The organism is Candidatus Sororendozoicomonas aggregata, assembly GCF_031528575.1.
Taxonomy (GTDB): domain Bacteria; phylum Pseudomonadota; class Gammaproteobacteria; order Pseudomonadales; family Endozoicomonadaceae; genus Endonucleibacter; species Endonucleibacter aggregata.
Map to the genome: position 1 here is coordinate 1 of NZ_JAVLSP010000010.1, position 22,071 is coordinate 22,071.

The following is a 22,071-nucleotide window of genomic DNA, read 5'->3' on the forward strand; positions in this document are numbered from 1 at the left end:
TTTTTTAATACCAGATTGGCCAAGCCATTTAAGTGGACTTACAAAGCTCGGCCATTGGTAGCATAGAGGGGATGGATATTAGAGCTTGGCACCACTAGGAGCCTGACCGAGAATAGCGCCCTTAGCGAGGATCGCGAGAAATTGAGGATAAAAATTTCTGCTTCTGAGGAGAATAGCGGGTCTATTTGACGAAGAAGCAGGAATTTTTAGACCAATTTATCGCAACCGCAGTAGGGTAGTCTATTCTCGGTCAGGCTCCTAGAAGAGTGGATTTTTTTATCAAATAGCGCAGGGTCAAAGCCTCCACCAGAGCCTTAGCTTGGCGGAGGAAACAACCGCGGGCATTGGGAAGCTTTGCCTCGATTTTCCGCCGCCATCAATGCGTAAGTCCTATCACGTTAACATTACGTTTTGCTTGTCTTACATCCTGCTTGACATTCCTTTTAGTCTGCTTGACATTCCTTTTAGCTTGGCGTACATCCTGCTTGACCTCCCTTTTAGCCTGGCGTACATCCTGCTTGACCTCCCTTTTAGCCTGGCGTACATTCTGCTTGACCTCACGCTTCTCCTGTTTGAATTGAAGCGGAAGTCCATCAGCCTGCGCTGATACAGAGCTAACAGTTAAAGCAACTGCACCTGCAGTAATACTAATTGCTGTAAAGAATTTACCAAAAGGCATAATAATCACCTATTAAATATAAAAACATTATTGGGAAGCATTTAATAGAGGGTCTACCATATCCTTATGTTTCGTCGGTATTTAGAACGAAATGAATCCTCCATCCAACTCCTCTGCTACCTGATCAATAGCTTTCTTCAAAGCCCAGCGCTCGTATTCCGTAGCTGTAGACTACCGTAGCTGTAGATCACTTAGTACCAGCGCGTGTCTACCAAGTCGGGTTTTACCCATAAGTTCTTTAGCACGTTTAGATGCGGCCATCATACCCTCCATAGAAACTGTTTACAATTTTTTATGCGCTGCAACCGGCGATAAAAGCAGCCATCTCACTGGAGAGAAATTTTTAATCCTGAATTCAGGATTAAAGAACTGGAGCTGATAAAATAATGACCGAAGAGCATTCGTGTAGATTTTTGCTCAACGCTGAAAGCGGTTCATTCTAGCTTTGAGGATAAGAAGAGGATAAAAAAACAGACGACCTTGTTGAGGTCGCCCGTGTGTCTTTTGGCGTTTACTCGGATACTTCTTCTTGTGCCTGAGTCGTTGATGGCTCACTGATTACAGTGGCTTGTTGCTCAGCCGCTTTTTTACGCTTTAGCCGAGGGTCGTTGTGTGCACGAGATCGGCGACGGCGGGGAGACACTGCTGGTGCTGGACTTTCTGATTTAGCAGCAGGGGAGGTCTGAGGTGCTGTTTGCGTAGGCGTGATCACTGGGCTGTTAACAGACGTTTGTTTTTCTGTCCTTTGCTCTTGGCCTGGCCCTGCTGCTTTAGCAGGCTGTTGTGTTTCCACAGGCGCGCTGACAGGCTGTTGTGTTTCCACAGATGCGCTGACAGGCTGTTGTGTTTCCACAGGTGCGCTGACAGGCTGTTGTGTTTCTATAGATGCGCTGACAGGCTGTTGTGTTTCCACAGGGACAGCGGGCATGGCTGTTTCTTGTTGAACGCCTCTATCAGAGGTTGTGCTATCAGAGGTTGTGGATGCAGGAGCAGCAGTCGCGTGTTTTTCAGTATCGAGCGCCGCAGGTTGAGTTGCCACAGGCGCAACAGTACCTGGTTTTATAACCGGTTGCGCATAACTGGACTCTTCTGGCGCAAGCTTGTCCTCAGTTGCCATTTTTGGCAAAGGGTTGCTAAAGCGTGGCGATTTATTCTGCCGTCTTTCCTGATGAGTCTGAGAAACGGGCTGTTCCGCTTTAGCTTCAGCCGGTTCTGTGATCAACGGTTTGGGAGGCTCATCCCTGGCAGTGAGTGCCACCGGAGCAGGTGTCACTTTTGGCTTTTGAGGCTCTGGCGCGTTTTCAGAGACAGTCGCTGGTGCCTGCGTAGGAGAAACCATGACCGGTAGTTGTTGTTCTTGTACAGGTTGCGGTTCCCGCTGGGAAGGTCGGTTGCTTTTGCGGCGATTAGGGGTGTTGGGGCGGCGCTTACGCTGCTGACCATCGTTTTGATCACGTTGATCCCGGCCTTGTTCAGTGGGTCGTGTTGATGGAGAGCGTTGTTGGGGTTTTCTTCTATCCTCGCGTTGCTCGGTATCAAAATGACGGCGGTTTTGTGTTTCCTGCTGGCGATTGCCGCGACGGCGATCCTTATAAGGTGTCTCCTGTTCTTGGTTGTTTTCCTGGCGGGGAGACCGGCGCTGCTGACCTTGGGACTGGCGTTGCTGGTGGCGATTGTTATCGCGAGGGGGGATCTGGTGAGCAGCAGGCTTTTGAGGTTGGGAACGTGGCTTGGAAGCCGGTGCTGGCCGCTCTTCTTCGGTGGTAAAAATATCACCCAGTGCTTTTACGAAAGAGCGGATAATCCCCGGTTTTTTCTGTTCGCTCGGTGCTGGTTGTCTGAGGGTAACAGGTTTAACGGCGGCTTCTGTCTTTTGCAGGGGTTTGCCGGTTGTGACTGGCTCTTCAGCACTTCTGTCATTGTGCGTCAGCTCGTAGCTGCTGGAGGCGGACAGCTCTGCCAAATGATCATCGCGCAGGCGCTGAACATCGTAGTGAGGCGTATCAAGGTTTGGGTTAGGAACAATAATAATTCGTGCCTGGTTGCGCTTTTCGATGGAAGCTATGCCGGATCGTTTTTCATTCAGCAAAAAAGCGGCCACAGAGACGGGTACCTGAGCACGAATCTCTGAGGTTTTATCCTTCATGGCCTCTTCTTCCATCAGTCGCATGATGGACAGAGCCAGGGACTCAACATCGCGAATGCTGCCCTGACCGGAGCAGCGAGGGCAGACAACACCACTTGTTTCTCCTAAGGATGGACGCAGGCGCTGACGTGACATTTCAAGCAGGCCGAAGCGGGAAATACGGCTGGTCTGCACACGCGCGCGATCCATACCCAGTGCCTGGCGGATACGGTTTTCTACCTCGCGTTGGTTGCGGTTATGACCCATATCAATAAAGTCGATAACAACCAGACCACCGATATCACGCAGACGCAACTGACGGGCAATTTCATCGGCGGCTTCGAGGTTGGTGTTCAGGGCTGTTTCTTCAATATCACTACCGCGGGTTGCCCTGGCGGAGTTGATATCAATAGATACCAGCGCTTCTGTAGGATCAATCACAATAGAGCCGCCGGAAGGCAGCTTCACTTCACGCTGGAAGGCGGTTTCAATCTGGGATTCAATCTGGAAGCGATTGAACAGCGGCACGCTGTCTTGATACAGCTTGAGTTTTTGCTGGTACTGAGGCATTACCCGCTGAACAAAATCCAGGGCTTTTTGGTGAACACTGGGTTTGTCAATCAGCACTTCACCAATATCCTGACGCAGATAGTCGCGAATGGCGCGAATGATAACGTTACTTTCCTGGTAGATCAGAAAAGGCGCAGGTTGGTTAGCCGCTGCGTCTTTAATGGCCTTCCAGTTATTCAGCAGGTAGTCCAGATCCCACTGTAACTCTTTAAGAGAGCGGCCAAGTCCGGCTGTTCTGGCAATGACACCCATTTCTTCGGGGATGTTCAGGTTGCTGAGGATCTCGCGCAGTTCGGTTCTTTCCTCTCCTTCGATACGGCGGGAAATGCCGCCGGCACGGGGATTATTTGGCATCAGTACCAGGTAGCGGCCTGCCATACTCACGAGTGTTGTCAGAGCGGCACCTTTGTTGCCTCGCTCTTCCTTGTCAACCTGGACAATCAGTTCCTGGCCTTCTTTTAGTACTTCACGGATGTTGGGACGGCCGGAAGAGGTTTTGCAGAAATACTCGCGCGAGACTTCCTTCAAAGGCAGAAAACCATGACGCTCGGCACCAAAGTCTACAAAAGCAGCCTCAAGGCTGGGTTCAATGCGAGTAATTTTACCCTTGTAAATATTCGCTTTTTTCTGTTCACGTGTGCTAGATTCAATGTCCAGATCGTACAGACGTTGTCCGTCTACCAGTGCAACACGCAGTTCTTCCTGCTGGGTTGCGTTGATCAACATTCTCTTCATAGAGGTCCGGTTCGCTTGAGACCAACCCCTCATCTGACGTGCTATGACCCGATAAAACTGCTTTTTGCTGATAGAAGTCGGCAGTTGTTGCCTTAGCCGCTGGCGATGATCGTCAGCTCGCTATTAATGGAACAGCATTGCCCTGTGTGACATACCTGCATAGTTGCCCACAGCGTAGAAGAGACCTGTACCAGCAGTCGGCCTGACAGGAGGAGTGTTATCATACCCTGTGACCATTATGCATTCTGGCAATACTGGCCACGGTCTCTTCCAAAAAAATCTGTCAGAAAAACCGTGGCTTTGATGAGAGGCGGAGCCTGAAAGTGACTCGGCGACCCATGGCATTAGCTACGAACATTTTTCCAGACAGGTTCTGAAAATCGGATCCTGCACGGGAGAGGTCAGCGCAGATTAGTAATGACAGCGCGCCCCTGCTTCTTCTGGGCGGCGCGCCGCGCTTTGCACATCCTGTCTGAGTCCTGATGGAATAACGTGCTGCTCCTTGTCACGCATCACGGTATTTTATGATGCTTTCTCGGTATCTTCTTTACCATAAGTGCGACAATAGCCAGGACTCAGGTGCACAGCTTTCAAAAAATCGAACTGCCTTATCGTATTGGCGTAAGGCAGTCTTTCAACTATATCAGTAATCAGTGGGTGCTTCAAATGAGTGAAAGCTGATACCATGGCATTATGAATAGACAGTTTATGATAAATTCTGTTCCCCAAGGTGCGGGAAGTCGCAAGCCAATACCAGAATGTTCAGTAAGCCAGGGGCCGACGCCCTCTGTTCGATGGATAACCATTGATGGGGAAGAGGCGGGGCAACGGCTTGATAATTACCTGAGTAGACTTTTGAAAGGTGTCCCGAAAACCCGTGTGTATCGGATTATTCGCAAGGGTGAAGTGCGGGTCAATAAAAAACGGGTGACGGCGGACTATCGTTTGCAAGCAGCCGATACATTGCGGATTCCTCCCGTGCGGGTGACAGAAAAAGAAGCCACTCGCGCACCCGTGTCAGTGATGGATAAACTGGCTGATACTGTGCTGTATGAAGATGCGCGTCTGCTTATTATTAACAAGCCTGCGGGGCTGGCTGTCCACGGTGGAAGTGGTATTAACTGCGGGGTAATTGAAGCATTGCGGCAAATGCGCCCCCATGAGAAACATCTGGAGCTGGTGCACCGCCTCGACAGAGATACCTCAGGCTGCTTGATGATTGCTAAACGCCGAAGTATGTTGTGCCACCTTCATGGTCAGTTACAGCAGCGAGAGGGTGTGCAGAAGCTTTATCATGCTCTGGTGGCGGGGCGTTGGCCGGCCCGTAGACTGATGGTGAAGTCGCCTCTGCAAAAAAATACGTTACGCTCCGGTGAGAGGATGGTTCGGGTGCATCCCGAAGGAAAAACATCGCGCACCCGGTACCGTGTTCTTGAACGCCTGCGCAACGCAACGCTGGTGGAAGCGAGTCCTCTGACGGGGCGAACACACCAGATTCGTGTGCATTGCCAGGATGCCGGGCATGCAATACTTGGGGACACTAAATACGGCAGTGATGCCAATAATACCGTGCTGCAACAGGCAGGGCTCAGAAGGTTATTCCTCCATGCCAGCAGTCTTGGATTGACCTTGGCGGATGGAAAGACATTGAACATTGAAGCCCCTTTGCCCGATGACTTGCAAAAGGTATTAAAAAACTTGAACAATGATTAACCGTTATTCTCTGATTATCTTTGACTGGGATGGCACTGTGGTGGATTCTTTGCCGAATATCGTGGCAGCGCTGCAATATGCGGGACGCCAGGAAAGTCTGCCGGAGCCTTTGCCATCTGCATGCCAGGAGGTGATAGGTCTTGGTCTGGATAAAGCATTGTTAACACTTTATCCTAAAGCCACTCACGCTCAGCTGGAGCGTTTAATCATCGCTTATCGTTCCTGTCATGGGGTACTGGAGCGTAATGTTTCCGTACCTTTTAAAGGTGCCCTTGAAGGGTTGGCGCGGATAAAACGCACCGGTACCTTGCTGGGGGTGGCAACGGGTAAAAGCCGTGCGGGGCTTGAGCGATCTTTTAAAGGTAATGGCTTGAGCGATTACTTTGACGCCACTATGACTGTTGACGAGGCACCCTCCAAGCCTGATCCGGGAATGGTATTGCGGATGATGGCAACGTTGTCAGTGACGGCAGGTCAAACCCTTATGGTGGGGGACTCTGTGTATGATATGGCTATGGCTGGGCGCGCGGGTATTGACTGTATCGGTGTGAGCTATGGAGCGCAAAGCGCTGAACGGTTAAAAGCTTATAAGCCTGTCCTCATAGCGGATCATTTTGATGATATTACACACTGGCTGGGATTGAGGCGGCAAGACGGCTTACAGTGAGTGTCATTATCGCAGCAACAACATTGAAGTATCTGGAGAGAGTAATATGGATAAATGGCGCAAGCCTGAAGAGAGTTATAATGGAGGTGTTGGTGAAGAAGGCAAAGCCTGGCAATTGTTGGAAAGCCTGACGTTGCATTCGCTAAAAGAACAAAAGCGTGCCCGACGCTGGGGAATTTTTTTCAAACTACTCACTTTTACTTTGATGTTTGCCATAGTTGGCTTGATTTACCTGTCCTCAAAAGATGTGTTGCCTGTCAGCGCTCCTGCCGGCTCCCATACGGCGTTGGTTAATCTGCGTGGTCCCATTAGTGATGATGGTGATGCCAGTGCGGATAATATTGTCATCGGGTTGCGGGCTGCTTTTAAAGACAAGGGAACCAAAGCGGTTATGCTGCGTATTAATAGTCCCGGGGGCAGTCCTGTGCAGTCGGGGTATATTTATGATGAGATTGTCCGGTTGCGCAAACTGTATCCCGACATTCCGCTCTATGCGGTCATCACCGATATTGGGGCTTCAGGCGCCTATTATGTTGCCGCTGCCGCTGATGCCATTTACGCTGATAAAGCCAGTCTTGTGGGTTCAATTGGTGTGGTCTCCTCTGGCTTTGGTTACGTGGATGCTATGAAAAAACTGGGGATTACCCGCCGCACCTATACCTCAGGTGAGCATAAGGCGTTTATGGACCCGTTCTTGCCTCGGGATAAAGAAGCGGCAAAACTGTGGCAGGCTTCCCTTGAGACGATTCATCAGCAGTTTATCGACAGTGTCAAAGCTGGTCGTGGTGACAGGCTGAAAAAAAATAAAGACTTGTTTTCAGGTATGATCTGGAGTGGCGAACAGGCTATGGATCTGGGATTGATCGATGGACTCGGTAGTGCTGGCTTTGTTGCCAGAGACATTGTCGGTCAAGCTGACATTGTGGATTTCACGCCTAAAATTACCCCGCTGGAACGTTTTGCTCGTAATTTTGGCGCAAGCGCAGCCCATGTAATGTTACAAATCATGGGCGGTAGCGGCTTACAACTAAAGTAGTACCTGTTTTGTTTTTCCCCAGGAGCCTGTCGGACTTATGCTTTCGAGCATAAAATTCAGTAGGGCGAGTCAGAATTTTCGATCAATTTGTGCGAATAGTTGACCTGTTTAAGCAAATTGATCGGAAATTCTGGCCGACGCTTTCTCGTGCTTTCTCGCATTTTCTCGCATTTTCTGGGTTTCAGGCCGAAATTATCTTAAGTCCGACAGGCTCCCAGGACTCAGCCCCTTTATTTTATGGGTTTTGTTAGACAAAAGTATTATTAAGGGGTTGAATACACTGTATTTTGATAAATCACAGGAACTCTTTTAACCAACACGGGGTCTATGTAATTACCCATTGAATGGAAGTCTACACGGCTCAAAGGTTAATGGGGCGCTATCAAACACAGGGAACAATCGATATTACTCAGGCTTGAAAGGCTAAAGTGATTCGATAACGTTTAGTACTTCAGGGAGGAAGTGTTATGGCTCATTTTTCTTATTTCAGATCGTCAAACCTAATCAAAGGCTTACAAAATATAGCCTCAAGAGGCTTTGCGGCTGCAGGAAACCCTTGCAAAGGTTTATGGGCAACATTTGAAAAGATGCGAGCCATTGTTGAATCGCCTGTTGTTACCAGAGTTACCAGAAAGACTGTCGGTAGCCCACGTTTGATTAGTCATACCAATAAAGCGCAAGAGGGTATTATCGGTGTCAGAGCCGTGACTGCCGGCCAAACTAAGTTACGTCGACCTGCTCCCCTGCCGCCGACGCGAGCAGTAACTGAAGCAATCAATTTACCCCGTTTCCAAATCAAGACGTTATTCGATGATATGTCTGGCTTTATAAAAGCCCAACTGAGTCTTGTCACTTCTGAAAACAAACGTTATTTTGACGACAGTTTCAGTGCGCGTGTTATAGGACAATGTGAGGGAGCTCTCAAAAAGGGATGGAAGGTATCACAAATAAAAGCTGTACTCAGACGGTATATAGCAACATTGAACAGCACGCTGTCTAAATGTGGTGCTTTCAAGAGTCTGGCAGAGGCGCGAAAAACGTTGGTCAGCAGTGCTTTTACCGGCTTACAGAATACTTTTCAAGAATCATTGCAGAAGATGAGCGATGCTCAGTGTGTCGTCAGATATAAGTATCATTCAGGCAAAGCCCTGCTAATGGCAATAGCCAGGGAGAAAAACCTGAAAGTCGTTATTACTGAAAATGGCTTTGATCTTTTTAAACCGGTTATGCCATCGGATAAGACTGAAACGCAGCCTTCAACACATTACGCTGCCAGAACACGCAAACCTGAGTCGTTTAAAAAGCCTGTGTCTCAGGCAGCCCGGGCGTGTCGAATGAAAACAAAGAATAAAATTGCGCTGGCAGGATTTGTTCAAAATGAAATGCAGGCATTCAGTGGCTTGAATTCATCAATAACCAATGAAAGCACTAAACAAATGCAAAAGCTCAGTGTTAAGTTGGTTGATAAATTAACCGTTGAGCAATCCAGGGCGGTTATGAGCAAAGTGGTTGCCATGTTAAAACCAGGTGAAGGCGGTGGTTTCTGGACTGTTGAAGAACTGATGGATTGTTTAGAGTCGGCGTTGAAAAGCGCGCGGACAGAAGACACAATTATCCGTGAGTTTTACGCAACACTTGACCGTCGTCTTGATGACAAGCTGTGGAATGAGGTTATCGATGAAGATTTCAGCGATGAGGATGATGATGACCTGAGTGAGCAGGGGGTAAGTGAAGTTGAGGCTCCTGGCGCTGCTCCTGTAGCAAAGCGTTGCGGGGTTAAGCCTTTACCAAACCCCAAGCCTCAGTGGTTGACGCGTCGCCAGGGGCATGTAATGTTGCAAGTATAGGGGCGCAGCCCCATGGTGAACTTTCAGGAACTTTTTGGGTCTGGTTAACACGTTATCAGGGAACCAGGCCGTATTCACGGTCTACCAAAAAAATAGGCATGGATACGTACAAAGTGTTGACTTGTAAGTAATTTGCTAATACTCTTTGCGGCAAGTCGAGGCAAGACAATAATAAAAACAACTGTCAGGCAGACTCGGCGACGCGCTGATAACAAAAACAAATACAGCGGTGATAACAATAATAACAAGAGCGCAATAAACAAACCTGCCGTCCTTTGCTCCCTTAAAAGACTGAGGGATCAAATGACGGCAACGTTACTTCCTTCAAGCCCTGTTTTGTCACTCGGTGGGGCTACTCTCCTTTGTTGTAACGGCGTATAATCCCTTGCTTTGAGTAGCTGTCGCAAAAGTATTACGTGTTGAACAGTGGCTAAAAATGCTGATTCACCCCTGTAAATCGCGTTTTTTTGCCGCTTTTTGCTTTGTCTCAGCGTGGCTCGCCCTACTGAATGTTATGCTCGAAAGCATAAGTCCGACAGGCTCCTAGGAGCCTGTCCGAGAATAGACTGCCCTACTGCGGTTGCGATAAATGGGTCTAAAAATTCCTGCTTCTTCGTCAAATAGCCCCACTATTATCCTCAGAAGCAGAAATTTTTATCCTCAATTTCTCGTAATCCTCGCTACGGGCGCTATTCTCGGTCAGGCTCCTAGCCAGTAACGTCAAGTGGGTGAATACCGACTTGCAAAAGCATGGAGGTCAGCGCAATCAAAGGCAGTCCTACCAGTGTGTTCGGATCATCCCCTGTCATTTTTTCAAATAACACCACTCCCAGTCCTTCACATTTAAAGCTGCCGACACAGTCGAGGGGTTGTTCTTTTTGTACGTACTGACGAATTTGTGCCTGAGTCAGCGTTCTGAAGGTAGCGTGGAACGGTTCGCAGTGGTCTTGTTGCTGGCCGGTTTGGCTGTTCAGCAGCGTAACGCCGGTGAAGAAGGTGGCAGTTTTACCACTGCATAAGGAGAGTTGCTTTACTGCCCTTATTTCATTGCCGGGCTTTTTGAGTACAGTGTTGTCAACTATTGCTACCTGGTCAGAGCCTATGATCAAATGGCGTGGGTACTGTTTTGCCACAGCCCATGCTTTTTCACTGGCCAGGCGAGTTGCCAGGGCTTTGGGTGTTTCGTCAGGCAGAGGTTGTTCACGGGTATTGGGGGAGTGGCAAATAAACGGCATCCCCAGCTTTTCCAGGAGTTTTTTTCGGTACGGTGAGCTTGAGGCGAGTACAATCGGTAGTGGCATAGGTGTGTTTATCGTTAAAAAAATGATTATCGTGTCAATGCTCTTGGAGCCTGTCGGACTAATCTGACTCGCTCTACTGAATTTCATGCTCGAAAGCCTAAGCCCGACAGGCTCCTTGTGCAATCAATGGCTGTAACAGGTTGATGACCTTGTCCCATGGCCCGTAATAGGCTTTACACGCTTTTCTGTTACTGTCGGTGGGGGCTGAGTAGGTAGAAATAGGGGGTGAAATCCTTTGACAGACCGGGGGCTTGGCCCTATTATGGCGCGCTTATGTTAATCGGGCAATTACCCAAAACCGTTGATCCGCGTAAATTGGCGCGGCAAGGTATGCAGTTTGAGGGTTCGCTGGCACTGAATCGTTTCAGTCGGCTGGTGGATGCGCTTGCTGATGGCAGGGGAGAAGTCGGGGTCTCATTACATTTCTACCAGGATGAATTCGGCAGAACGGTGCTGAAAGGGCGTCTTTGCGTAGACTGTAAAATGATCTGTCAGCGGTGTCTTGATACTGCTGATATTCCGGTTTATGCGGACATCTTGTTAATGGCTGTCTGGACTGAAAAGCAGGCCAAGGCATTGCCTGCGGATTATGATCCCCTCTTTCTGCAGGAAGAACCCATTGAGCTGGTGCCATTGCTGGAAGATGAGTTGTTGCTGGCACTGCCACTTATTCCTTATCATGCGCCTGAGGCGTGTTCTGCTTCGCAGAGCTTTAGCGCAGGTGGTGTGGTCGCTGAGGCCGCTAATGAGTTGGAAGAGGGTGCAAAGACCGGCAGTCCTTTCAGTGTATTGGCCAAACTGAAAACTGGTGCCAAAACGACGATTTAGGAGAGTTAAAAATGGCTGTTCAGCAAAACCGTAAAACTCGCTCCAAGCGTGATATGCGTCGCTCCCACGATGCGCTGGGCACTTCCCAGTTATCACAGGATGCTCAAACTGGTGAAGTCCACCGCCGCCACCACATGACTGCTGACGGGTTCTATCGTGGTCGTCAGGTGATCTCCACCGGTAAAGACGGGGAGTAATGCTGCTTTATAGCAGATGGCGTTAGCATTCGATAAGTAGTGTCATTAGCGGGGACGAAAGTCCCTGTTTTCGCATCTGCACTATGCTCAAGTTGCTGAAGAAACGCGCTGACCCGAATTTCTGGCTGGGAGCGTGTCGGACTTATGCTTTCGAGCATAAAATTCAGTGGGGCGAGTGAGAATTTTCGATCAATTTGTGCGAATAGTTGACCTGTTTAAGCAAATTGATCGGAAATTCTGGCCGCGCTTTCTCGCGCTTTCTCGCGCTTTCTCGCATTTTCTGGATTTCAGGCCGAAATTGTCTTAAGTCCGACAGGCTCCTGGCAACAGCGCTCTCACTCAGTCTTGCCTGTCGATTTTCCGATTTGAATAACGTCCGCTTTTCCATTGTTCATATAAATACCGTATTCACACGCGTTATCATTATAATGGTGCTACCTTTCTCGGATTGCAGGGAGTTGTCGTGAAAAGTCACGGTGCTTTTGCCGGATCATCTGCCAGGCAGTCATTGAGCTGGAAGGAGAAAAGATTCAGCCGCTGGAAGTCGGTGTTAAGGAGATGTTAATACCCGGGTAATTGCATTAAACTACGGGGTGGCCTACGAGGTTTTTGCTCAGGAGCCTGTCGGACTTATGCTTTCGAGCATAAAATTCAGTAGGGCGAGTCAGAATGTTCGATCAATTTGTGCGAATAGTTGACCTATTTAAGCAAATTGTTCGGAAATTCTGGCCGCGCTCTCTCGCGCTTTCTGGATTGTAGACAGAAATTGTCTTAAGTCCGACAGGCTCCCAGTGCGCTGGCATAAAAGAATACCTGTTTTTTTGGCAACATAATTTTACGCATCTTAGGCGTGGTTTTTCCTATAATTGCCTGAGTTTTTTCTGGAGCATGCGCGTTTCAATGACAGATACATTGGCTTTCCTTTTCCCCGGTCAGGGTTCTCAGCAGGTTGGGATGTTAGCTGATTATGTGGCTGAACCGGTTGTGGCTGATACGTTGGCAGAAGCGTCCGACGTGCTGCGGCTTGACCTGTTATCATTATTTCAGAACGGCCCTGCCGACAAGCTGAATCAGACGGCTATTACACAACCCGCTTTGTTGGTAGCCAGTGTTGCCTTGTGGCGCTTGTGGGCATCAAGAACATCGGTAAGGCCCAAATTTCTGGCAGGGCATAGTTTGGGTGAGTATTCTGCGCTGGTATGTGCCGGCTCTATTGCCTTTGCTGATGCCGTATCACTGGTGAATAAGCGTGGGCTTTATATGCAAGAAGCGGTTGCCGCTGGCGAAGGGGCCATGGCGGCAGTTTTAGGGCTTGATGATCAGGTTGTGCTCGAGGCTTGTAAAGCGGTGGCCGAAGGTCAGGTGGTTGAAGCGGCAAACTTTAATGCGCCGGGACAGGTAGTGATTGCCGGGCATGTTGCTGCCGTGGAGTTGGCGGTGGAGCGGGCAAAAGCAGAGGGCGCTCGAAAGGCTATCTTGTTGCCTGTCAGTGTGCCATCCCACTGTGCGCTGATGAAACCGGCAGCACAGAAGCTGGCTGATGAACTTACTGCGTTATCCGTGAGTGTGCCTTCAATCCCGGTACTGCACAATGTTTCAGCGGATGTGCGCGCGGATGAGGAAGGGATTCGACAACATCTCGTGGCTCAGCTCTATAGTCCTGTGCGCTGGGTTGAAACGATTACTACCTTGGTTGAAAGCCAGGTGACGCACTTTGTCGAGTGTGGGCCCGGTAAAGTGCTGGCAGGGTTGAATAAACGCATTGCACGTCGTATTGCCGTGACACCTGTGGCGTCATTGTCTGCGATGGATTCACTTCTGGTAATGCTTGAAAAGGGAAATAATCAGGAATGAGCAGTCTGGATAGTAAAGTTGCGCTGGTTACCGGTGCGAGCCGTGGTATTGGCCAGGCCATTGCCATAGAATTGGGGCGTCTTGGCGCTACTGTTATTGGTACGGCGACGACAGAAGCGGGTGTAGAGCGTATCACTGCAACAATGGATGACGCAGGTATTCGTGGCCAGGGGGTTGTCCTGAATGTTAACGATGCTGATGCGTGCATTAATGTTGTAAAAACGGTGGCCACTGAGTATGGTACGCCTCAGATTTTGGTGAATAATGCCGGTATTACCCGTGATAATATTTTGATGCGAATGAAAGAGGGTGAGTGGGATCAGGTTATTGCGACGAACCTCAGTGCAGTCTTCCGCATGAGTAAAGCGGTATTAAGGGGTATGACGAAAGCGCGTTGGGGACGTATTATTCATATCAGCTCTGTTGTGGGGTCTATGGGTAACCAGGGGCAAACCAACTATGCGGCAGCAAAAGCGGGTGTTGAAGGTTTTTCCCGCGCCATGGCGCGAGAGGTGGGTTCTCGGAATATCACTGTCAACACAGTAGCCCCCGGTTTTATTGATACGGATATGACCCGAACCCTGTCTGACGAGCAACACGAAATACTTAAGCAGCAAATTCCTCTGGGGCGCATAGGGCGTCCCGAAGAGATTGCGGCAGTTGTAGGCTTTTTAGCCAGCGAGGCTGGTAGTTATATTACCGGCGATACGCTTCACGTTAATGGTGGCATGTACATGGGCTAATCGGGTTAGCTGCCCGTTTTTAATACGACTCTAGTCGTTTTTTTAGTCGATGTTGTTGAATTGCGCTAATTGGCATTGAACCGCTTGAAATTATCGTAATCAACCCTATACACTATCTAATCGCAGCACAGGCTGCACCAAAAAGTAATAGGAGCATAACTGGGTTATGAGTACCAATGAAGAGCGCGTCAAAAAGATCGTTTGCGAACAGCTTGGCGTGAAAGCAGAAGAAGTGACCAACAGTGCGTCCTTCGTAGAAGATCTTGGCGCGGACTCTCTGGACACTGTTGAGCTGGTGATGGCTCTGGAAGAAGAGTTCGAAACAGAGATTCCAGACGAAGATGCTGAGAAAATTACGACTGTCCAGGAAGCAATCGACTACGTTGAAGCACGTTCCTGATAGTCTCTCGGTAGATTGTTGACAAAAGCCGCACACACTTAGGGTGCGGCTTTTGTTTTTGAGCGGGAAACGTTTTAACGCTCAAGGAAATTTTGATTGAAACCCTGGGGCAAATCTGTCTCAGGGGTGAGCGGGGCTATACAGCGAAATGTGGTTAGCCTTGCTGTGACATTGCGGAATGTTATAATTCGTATGTCGTTTTTCATAAGGTAAAGAAATGCTTCAGGGTATCTGACTCAAAGCCAATCCATCAGATCAGCAAAAGCTGATTCTGTGGCAATGGATGGGCCGTGCCTGGTTTATCAGGACGCGGTACAAAGCTGCGCAAACAGGAAGGATTGCTGCGCCCTACACGCTCAAGCATGTGCGAATCGCAGTCACACTCGCCCAAAAAGTTGCAACAGACAAGACCTTTTTGTTTGCGATGAATATGTACACGCTGACAAGGCAATGCCAGCCTCGTGATCAAAAGCGCTAAATGAATCTTATTATGGACGTTGGAACAAAGTGGGTTGGTAAGGGTATTCCTTTGTTGGTGAGAGGGTGTGGGACGGTTCGTAAGCTGGGAAAAGCCAAGGATTCTCCTGCCATCAGCAACAAAGCGCCAGAAAAGAACGGTATCTACCTTGGTAGCTGCTCAGTGTTGTATGCTCGCACTTTCAGGCGCGAGTCCTCACATTAGATCAACCAACACCTGATTGTTATGAATATTTGCGATAGTGGGCGATGACCAGCCACTGTTTTGCAGACACTACCATCTAGGGGCCTGTCCGAGAATAGACTGCGCTACTGCGCTACTGCGCTACTGCGGTTGCGATAAATTGGTCTAAAAATTCCTGCTTCTTCATCAAATAGCCCCGCTATTCTCCTCAGAAACAGAAATTTTTATCCTCAATTTCTCGCAATCGTCGCTAAGGGCGCTATTCTCGGTCAGGCTCCCGGGTAATAACAAAAATAAACAGTCAAAGGCGCATCGCCGGGAGAAAGGGCATTGACACAAAGAAAAGTTGTTATTACGGGTTTAGGGACATTGACCCCGGTGGGGAATACTGTCAATACCAGCTGGGATGCTGTCGTTGCGGGTATAAGCGGTATCCGTCCCATTAAACATTTAAATACGGAAGGTTTCAGTGTCACCATCGCGGGAACTGTCAAAGCATTTGATCCGACGGGGGTAATCGATAAAAAGGATGTTCGTAAGATGGATGGCTTTATACAGTATGCCATGGTGGCAGCGGCTGAGGCATTGGCTGACTCAGGGTTGGTTGTTGAAGAGGATGCCGCTCATCGCTACGGTGTTGCCATTGGCTCAGGCGTTGGTGGGCTGACTACCATTGAGGAGGCGGTAGGTACGCTTGAAAAAAAAGGGCCGCGGCGTCTGTCTCCGTTTTTTATTCCTTCGGCTACCATCAATATGGCATCGGGCTGGTTGTCCATGACACACAACCTGCGTGGCCCTAACTTTGCCACTTCCACAGCCTGTGCCACTGGCAGTCACGCCATTGGTCTGGCGGCGAGAGTCATTGCTTATGGTGATGCCGATGTGATGGTTGCCGGTGGTGCTGAAAAAGGTTCATCGGCCCTTGGGATGACAGGTTTTGCCGTAGCTCGTGCGTTGTCAAGACGTAATGATGCCCCCGAACAGGCAAGCCGTCCCTGGGATAAAGACCGTGATGGCTTTGTACTGGGCGACGGTGCAGGTGTGTTGGTGCTGGAAGAATATGAACACGCTCGTCGTCGGGGCGCGACTATTTATGCGCAGCTAAGCGGTTTCGGCATGAGTAGCGATGCATGGCATATTACGTCGCCACTGGCCGATGGCAGTGGTGCGGCCCTTGCCATGAAAGCGGCTCTGGAAGACGCGCGCCTGGATCCCGGACAGGTGCCTTATATTAATGCCCATGGCACATCCACTGTTGCGGGTGATGTGGCAGAAACGCGGGCAATTCATCAGGTATTTGGTCATCATGCCAGGGAGCTGGCTGTGAGTTCCACCAAGTCCATGACTGGACACCTGCTAGGTGCTGCCGGTGCAGTGGAAGCAGTATTTGCTATTAAAGCACTGATGTCTTCACGGATTCCACCGACCATCAATTTAGACAATCCCGGAGAAAACTGTGATTTAGACTATGTGTCGGAAGGGGCAAGAACCTGTGATATGGCCCATGTGATGTCTAACTCCTTTGGTTTTGGTGGTACTAATGTATCATTAGTGTTTTCGCAGGTAGGCGTGTGATGCTGTGACTATTTTCTGGATCAATGGTCAGCCAGCGGGTGATATTCCTGCTAATGACCGGGGGCTGGCATACGGCGATGGCGTATTTGAAACCATCAAAGTCGTTTCAGGAAAGCTGACACTGCCTGTATTGCACTGGCAGCGCCTCTGTGCTGGCACTGGGCGTTTGCGAATTTCCCTCGATAGTGGCCTGCTTCAAAGGGAGTGTGCTGATTTTTTGCGGGACAATGGTTTTACCGAGGGTATTCTCAAGATTATTGTCACCCGAGGAAGTGGTGGGCGTGGCTATAACCCTTTCGGGTGTGATCAAACCCGTCGTATTTTGTCCTTTCATCCCCTTCCGTCTTATCCTTCTTCGCTCTCAGTGCAGGGGACGGCTATCAGGTTGTGTCAGCACCGTTCAGGTCATAGCCTTCTGGCAGGCATTAAACATTTAAATCGGCTGGATCAGGTCTTGGCCAGGGCTGAGTGGCACGATACTGAGTGTTATGAAGGGCTGATGATGGATTTGGACGACCGTATTATTGAAGGAACCATGACGAATGTGTTTCTGGTGATGGACGATGGCATGCTGGTAACGCCTGCACTCAACCATACAGGCGTTGCGGGGGTTGCCCGTGCGTATATTTTACAGGAAGCTGTTCGTTGGGGGGTTTCAGTGGTTGAAAAACCGGTAATGATCAATACGCTGGAGAAAGCGTGTGAGGTGTTTTTGGTGAACAGTGTCAATGGTGTCTGGCCAGTAATAGCCTGCGGCCATTTGCGTTGGGAAGTGGGCACAGTGACCCGCATGGTGAGAGATAAAATAGCAGGTGTGCTGAATGCTTAAAAAATGCTTTTTGGGGCTTCTGGCTTGTTTTATGGTAACGGTGCTTGCCATTGGAGGGGGTTTTTGGGGCCTGAAATGGTATGCCGGTCAGCCGGTAAAAATCGCGATGGAGCAGCCTTTTACCATTGAAAAAGGGGATTCTTTAGGGCGGGTGGCCAGTCGTCTTGCTGAGGTGGGGGTTTTGGCGTATCCGCAGGCTTTTTCGGTGATGGGGCGGGTGTTGGGTAAGGCGGGAAGTTTGCGTGCGGGTGATTATTTAATCATGCCCAACAGTTCCCTGCTGGATGTGTTTACCCTGTTTACTGAAGGGCGTGTGCGCTATTACGATATTGCCCTGATTGAAGGGCATACGCTGACAGAGGCGATTACATCGTTGAATCAGCACCCTAAGTTAACTGACCCCTTGCGGCCTGATGCGCTGCCGGCGTTTTATCAGTCACTGGGTATTCAGGGAAGCCCGGAAGGGTTGTTTTATCCTGACACCTATTTCTTTGAAGCAGGCACGCCAGTGGCAGCCATTTTGACACGGGCTCATAAACGCCTGCAAACTGTGCTTGACGAGGAGTGGCAGGGTAAAGCTGAAAATCTGCCTTTTGAGAATGCTTATCAGGCGTTGGTGATGGCATCTCTGGTTGAAAAGGAAACCGGCGCGGCATTTGAGCGTCCCGATATTGCTGGTGTTTTTGTTCGACGATTGCAACGTAATATGCGACTGCAAAGTGATCCCACAGTAATTTACGGGATGGGCAAGCGTTATGAGGGGAATTTAAGTCGGAAAATGCTGCGGGAGAAAACGCCTTATAACACTTACGTTATTAACGGTTTGCCTCCGACACCCATTGCATTAGTGGGCCGGGAAGCCATTCATGCTGCGTTGCACCCAGCCGGGGGGGAAACCCTTTACTTTGTCGCTAAAGGCGATGGCACACATTTTTTTTCCGAGTCGTTGATCGAGCATAACAGGGCTGTGCGGAAATACCAGGTTACTGAGCGCCGTGATGATTATCGATCAAGGGTTGTTAACTAAGGGATAACGAAATGGGTTTTTTTCTGACCATTGAAGGTGGCGAAGGCGCGGGTAAGACCACGGCAATGGGTGTTATCACTGCCTGGCTGGCATCGAGGGACATTGCTTTTATACAAACCCGGGAGCCCGGCGGTACACCCATGGCAGAAGCAGTGCGTGAGACACTGTTGGCTTCATATGATGAGACCGTCAACAGTACGACAGAGTTATTGTTAATGTTTGCTGCTCGCTCTCAGAATCTTCATCAAAACATTGAACTGGCCATGGCTGAAGGCAAGGTGGTCGTCTGTGATCGCTTCACTGACGCTACCTATGCCTATCAGGGGGGAGGGCGCGGGGTTGATCGGGGGCATATTGCCACACTGGAAACATTGGTTCAGGGCGAGCGTCGTCCTGACTTAACACTGTTGCTTGATATTGACCCTGAAGCAGGGCTGACCCGGGCATGGGGTCGTGGCAAAGCCCTTGATCGTATTGAGCAGGAAGATATTGCCTTTTTTAATCGCGTGCGTGCCGAATACCTGGACCGTGCCGCACGCTACCCCCGGCAGTATGTTGTGATTGATGCCGACAGGTCCCTCGCGCAGGTAAAACAGCATATTGAAGCAGTGTTGACGCAACGACTGGGGGCATGCTGATGGCGCTGACCCCTCTGCCCTGGCAACAGTCATCCTGGGTGTCAATGACTGCCCGAGTGGTTCAGGGTACTCTGGCCCATGCTTTTTTACTGAAGGGAGCCGAGGGGTTGGGAAAGTGGCATTTTGCCAAAACCTTTGCCAACTGGTTGCTGTGTGAGTCACCGGGAACAGATGCCGGGTGTGGTCGGTGTAAAAACTGTCTTCTTTATCAGGCAGACAGTCATCCTGATGTGTTGCTCGTGGCGCCAAAAGAGGCGGGTAAACCCATTAAAATTGCGCAGATACGGGCATTGAATGATTTCGCGCGTCAAACGGCGCAGCAAGGAGGGCAGCGGATCATCCTGATAAACCCGGCTGAAGCCATGAACACCAGTGCTGCCAATGCATTGCTGAAGTGCCTCGAAGAGCCGGGGGATAACACGCTGTTTTTGCTGGTAAGCCATCAGGCCGGTAATATGCCCGCGACGATTCGCAGCCGTTGCCAGAGCGTAATGTTCAATCTTCCGGCTCATGAGCAGGTGTTGCCCTGGCTGCAAGCAAAGCTCTCAACATCGGATGATACAACAGCGTTACTGTTGAATGTTGCGTCAGGTTCACCGTTGCAGGCCGTCTCTTTGGCTGAAGGTAATGTTATTGAGCTGCGTGCTGATTTGGTGAAAGCCCTGGGCTCCCTGTTCAGGGGCGAGCTTACCCCTGTTGAGCTGGCGAAAACCTGGCAGAATGATCATGTACTTATGCTGCTTTTATGGTTGGCTGACTGGCTCAGTGATGTGGTGAAGTTGTCGTTAACGGGTGATGAAGCATGGGTGAAAAACCAGGACGTGTTAACGTTAATCAGGTATTTAGCGAAAAAAACCAATGCCCGGTTTGTGCTGACCTTGCGAGACGAGTTACTTGAACAGCGACACACTCTGGCATCGGGGGGGAATTTAAATGTTCAGCTCCTGCTGGAGGGCGTTTTTTGTCGTTGGTTAGCGTTAGCGCTTTAGATAGTATTCTCTGGTCGCTCAGTTTAAGCTGATAGAGTCAAACGACGCTAGGAGCCTGTCGGACTTATGCTTTCGAGCATAAAATTCAGTAGGGCGAGGCAGAATTTTCGATCAATTTGCGCGAATAGTTGACCTATTTAAGCCAATTGATCGGAAATTCTGGCCGCGCTTTCTCGCGCTTTCTCGCGCTTTCTGGATTTTAGGCCGAAATTGTCTTAAGTCCGACAGGCATCCTAGGATGCCGGGTCAGCGACAGCCTTTTATTTTAAGGGTTGTTACCAGTAAGAGAAAACCAGCATCTTCAACGTCAATGGGCATAACGGGATGTTTCAAAAATGATCAGGAGGATGCTATGGGAATGACGGGTTTTTTATCCTTAACCATCAAGGATGTTGTGTCTTTGTATGAGTCATACATGCCTTTTGTACAAGGGGGTGGTTTGTTTATTCCAACGACAAAAAAATACCATTTAGGAGATGAGGTCTTTATTCGTCTGACCTTGATGGATGACCCTGACACCTTGCCGGTGGCCGGTAAGGTGGTGTGGATTACCCCCCAGGGTGCTCAGGGGCGTCGCAGGGCGGGTATTGGCGTGCAGTTTACCGATGTGAAAGATACCGTGCGCGCGAAAATAGAAACCTACCTGGCCGGTGCCGTCAGCACTGATAAGATAACCAGCACTATGTAAATAGGCGTTAAGTCAGAAAGTGTGTAATATTTCCTTTTTCATTGCCAGATAGAACACTCACCATGCTGATTGACTCTCATTGCCATCTTGACCGCCTGAAACTCGATAAGTATGACGGTCAGCTCGATAAAGCCATAGCGGCCGCTCGTGCTGCTGGCGTGGGCACAATGCTGTGTGTGGGGACTGACCTTGAGCATATGGATCAGGTGGTCGCTCTGGCTGAAACCTATACCGATGTTTACGCCTCCGTGGGCGTTCACCCCCTTGAAGACGGTGCCGCCACGCCATCTATTGATGAGCTGTTGCGTTTTAGCCAGCACGACAAAGTGGTGGCTATTGGCGAAACAGGGCTGGATTACCACTACGCGCCAGAAACCAAAATCAGACAACATGAGCATTTCGTGCTGCACTTGCAGGCTGGCGCACAAGCCAGACTCCCGGTGATTATCCATACTCGCGATGCCCGAGATGACACCCTGGCACTGATGCGAGAGCATGCCGATAAAGAGTGTGCGGGTGTCATGCACTGCTTTACCGAATCCTGGGATATGGCCAGGGCAGCTATGGATATGAACTTTATGATTTCCATTTCCGGGATTGTGACGTTTCGTAATGCCCAGGCATTGCGTGATGTGGCAAAGCAAGTGCCACTGGACCGGCTGCTGGTGGAAACAGACTCCCCTTATTTAGCGCCGGTGCCCTACCGGGGTAAGCCTAATGAACCAGCTTACGTGGCTGAAGTTGCCCGTTATGTGGCAGAGCTTAAAGGGGTGAGCTTTGAAACATTGGTTGAGGCGACGGGAAATAATTTCTTTCGGTTGTTTCCAAAAGCTGGTTGATAAACTGAAACAGTCTTTACCGTACATCAACAAAATAGAGATATAGCTAGCCGCACTTATTATAAAACAGGCTTTGACAAGTCTGTTTCCTATACCAAAATATGGTTGAAAATAAATACATTGATTTTTT

The 22,071-nt window shown here is 49.6% G+C and carries 21 protein-coding genes; 17 read left to right on the top strand and 4 right to left on the bottom strand.

Going from position 1 to position 22,071, the window contains the following annotated elements:
• Positions 1-376 precede the first annotated feature (376 nt).
• From V4C51_RS03340 to V4C51_RS03350, 3 genes are all read right to left on the bottom strand, one after another.
• The gene (locus V4C51_RS03340) at positions 377-679 is read right to left on the bottom strand and encodes a hypothetical protein (protein WP_330924709.1); all 303 of its coding nucleotides are present in this window, start codon (positions 677-679) and stop codon (positions 377-379) included.
• Between the two features lie 511 nt (positions 680-1,190).
• Positions 1,191-4,109: a ribonuclease E gene (rne, locus tag V4C51_RS03345; RefSeq protein WP_420797627.1), complete on the bottom strand. Its 2,919-nt coding sequence runs from the start codon at positions 4,107-4,109 to the stop codon at positions 1,191-1,193.
• A gap of 92 nt (positions 4,110-4,201) precedes the next feature.
• On the bottom strand, positions 4,202-4,333 hold the full coding sequence (locus V4C51_RS03350; protein WP_330924711.1) for a hypothetical protein: 132 nt from the start codon (positions 4,331-4,333) through the stop codon (positions 4,202-4,204).
• Positions 4,334-4,817: 484 nt separating this feature from the next.
• On the opposite strand from V4C51_RS03350, the gene rluC reads away from it, so the two are divergent.
• The 4 genes from rluC (at position 4,818) to V4C51_RS03370 (ending at position 9,372) form a co-directional block, all read left to right on the top strand.
• Positions 4,818-5,822, top strand: a complete 1,005-nt coding sequence (gene rluC / locus V4C51_RS03355) for a 23S rRNA pseudouridine(955/2504/2580) synthase RluC (protein WP_330924712.1) — start codon at positions 4,818-4,820, stop codon at positions 5,820-5,822.
• A complete protein-coding gene (locus V4C51_RS03360) occupies positions 5,815-6,489 on the top strand; it encodes an HAD family hydrolase (RefSeq protein WP_330924713.1) in 675 nt (224 codons plus the stop codon). Before rluC ends, V4C51_RS03360 begins: the two co-directional genes overlap by 8 nt.
• A 46-nt stretch (positions 6,490-6,535) precedes the next feature.
• A complete protein-coding gene (locus V4C51_RS03365) occupies positions 6,536-7,525 on the top strand; it encodes a S49 family peptidase (RefSeq protein WP_330924714.1) in 990 nt (329 codons plus the stop codon).
• Between the two features lie 467 nt (positions 7,526-7,992).
• Positions 7,993-9,372, top strand: a complete 1,380-nt coding sequence (locus V4C51_RS03370; RefSeq protein ID WP_330924715.1) for a hypothetical protein — start codon at positions 7,993-7,995, stop codon at positions 9,370-9,372.
• A 707-nt stretch (positions 9,373-10,079) separates the two neighbouring features.
• Here V4C51_RS03370 and V4C51_RS03375 read toward each other — a convergent pair.
• On the bottom strand, positions 10,080-10,673 hold the full coding sequence (locus V4C51_RS03375; protein WP_330924716.1) for a Maf family protein: 594 nt from the start codon (positions 10,671-10,673) through the stop codon (positions 10,080-10,082).
• 273 nt (positions 10,674-10,946) lie between these two features.
• Here V4C51_RS03375 and V4C51_RS03380 point away from each other — a divergent pair, with 273 nt between their 5' ends.
• The 13 genes from V4C51_RS03380 to V4C51_RS03440 all read left to right on the top strand — a co-directional run bounded on the left by V4C51_RS03380 (position 10,947) and on the right by V4C51_RS03440 (position 21,941).
• Positions 10,947-11,501: a YceD family protein gene (locus V4C51_RS03380; protein ID WP_330924717.1), complete on the top strand. Its 555-nt coding sequence runs from the start codon at positions 10,947-10,949 to the stop codon at positions 11,499-11,501.
• Positions 11,502-11,512: 11 nt separating this feature from the next.
• Positions 11,513-11,698 (top strand): 50S ribosomal protein L32, encoded by a 186-nt coding sequence (gene rpmF / locus V4C51_RS03385; protein WP_330924718.1) that lies wholly within the window; start codon positions 11,513-11,515, stop codon positions 11,696-11,698.
• 900 nt (positions 11,699-12,598) lie between these two features.
• Entirely contained in the window at positions 12,599-13,552 is a 954-nt protein-coding gene (gene fabD / locus V4C51_RS03390) for an ACP S-malonyltransferase (protein ID WP_330924719.1), read from the top strand.
• Complete coding sequence (fabG, locus tag V4C51_RS03395) at positions 13,549-14,295, top strand: 3-oxoacyl-ACP reductase FabG (RefSeq protein ID WP_330924720.1); 747 nt, start codon at positions 13,549-13,551, stop codon at positions 14,293-14,295. The genes fabD and fabG overlap by 4 nt, the downstream gene beginning before the upstream one ends.
• Before the next feature lie 166 nt (positions 14,296-14,461).
• The gene (acpP, locus tag V4C51_RS03400; RefSeq protein WP_330924721.1) at positions 14,462-14,695 is read left to right on the top strand and encodes an acyl carrier protein; all 234 of its coding nucleotides are present in this window, start codon (positions 14,462-14,464) and stop codon (positions 14,693-14,695) included.
• A 490-nt stretch (positions 14,696-15,185) separates the two neighbouring features.
• Positions 15,186-15,377: a hypothetical protein gene (locus V4C51_RS03405; RefSeq protein ID WP_330924722.1), complete on the top strand. Its 192-nt coding sequence runs from the start codon at positions 15,186-15,188 to the stop codon at positions 15,375-15,377.
• 309 nt (positions 15,378-15,686) lie between these two features.
• Positions 15,687-16,931 carry a beta-ketoacyl-ACP synthase II gene (fabF, locus tag V4C51_RS03410; protein WP_330924723.1) on the top strand — a complete coding sequence of 415 codons (1,245 nt, stop codon included), beginning with the start codon at positions 15,687-15,689 and terminating at the stop codon, positions 16,929-16,931.
• A gap of 4 nt (positions 16,932-16,935) precedes the next feature.
• Positions 16,936-17,760, top strand: coding sequence for an aminodeoxychorismate lyase (gene pabC / locus V4C51_RS03415; RefSeq protein WP_330924724.1), 825 nt, complete (start codon positions 16,936-16,938; stop codon positions 17,758-17,760).
• Positions 17,753-18,787, top strand: coding sequence for an endolytic transglycosylase MltG (gene mltG / locus V4C51_RS03420; protein ID WP_330924725.1), 1,035 nt, complete (start codon positions 17,753-17,755; stop codon positions 18,785-18,787). Before pabC ends, mltG begins: the two co-directional genes overlap by 8 nt.
• A gap of 11 nt (positions 18,788-18,798) precedes the next feature.
• The gene (gene tmk, locus V4C51_RS03425) at positions 18,799-19,425 is read left to right on the top strand and encodes a dTMP kinase (RefSeq protein WP_330924726.1); all 627 of its coding nucleotides are present in this window, start codon (positions 18,799-18,801) and stop codon (positions 19,423-19,425) included.
• On the top strand, positions 19,425-20,414 hold the full coding sequence (locus tag V4C51_RS03430) for a DNA polymerase III subunit delta' (protein ID WP_330924727.1): 990 nt from the start codon (positions 19,425-19,427) through the stop codon (positions 20,412-20,414). Before tmk ends, V4C51_RS03430 begins: the two co-directional genes overlap by 1 nt.
• A 352-nt stretch (positions 20,415-20,766) precedes the next feature.
• Positions 20,767-21,102 carry a PilZ domain-containing protein gene (locus tag V4C51_RS03435; protein WP_330924728.1) on the top strand — a complete coding sequence of 112 codons (336 nt, stop codon included), beginning with the start codon at positions 20,767-20,769 and terminating at the stop codon, positions 21,100-21,102.
• A gap of 62 nt (positions 21,103-21,164) precedes the next feature.
• Positions 21,165-21,941 carry a TatD family hydrolase gene (locus V4C51_RS03440; RefSeq protein ID WP_330924729.1) on the top strand — a complete coding sequence of 259 codons (777 nt, stop codon included), beginning with the start codon at positions 21,165-21,167 and terminating at the stop codon, positions 21,939-21,941.
• Positions 21,942-22,071 lie beyond the last annotated feature (130 nt).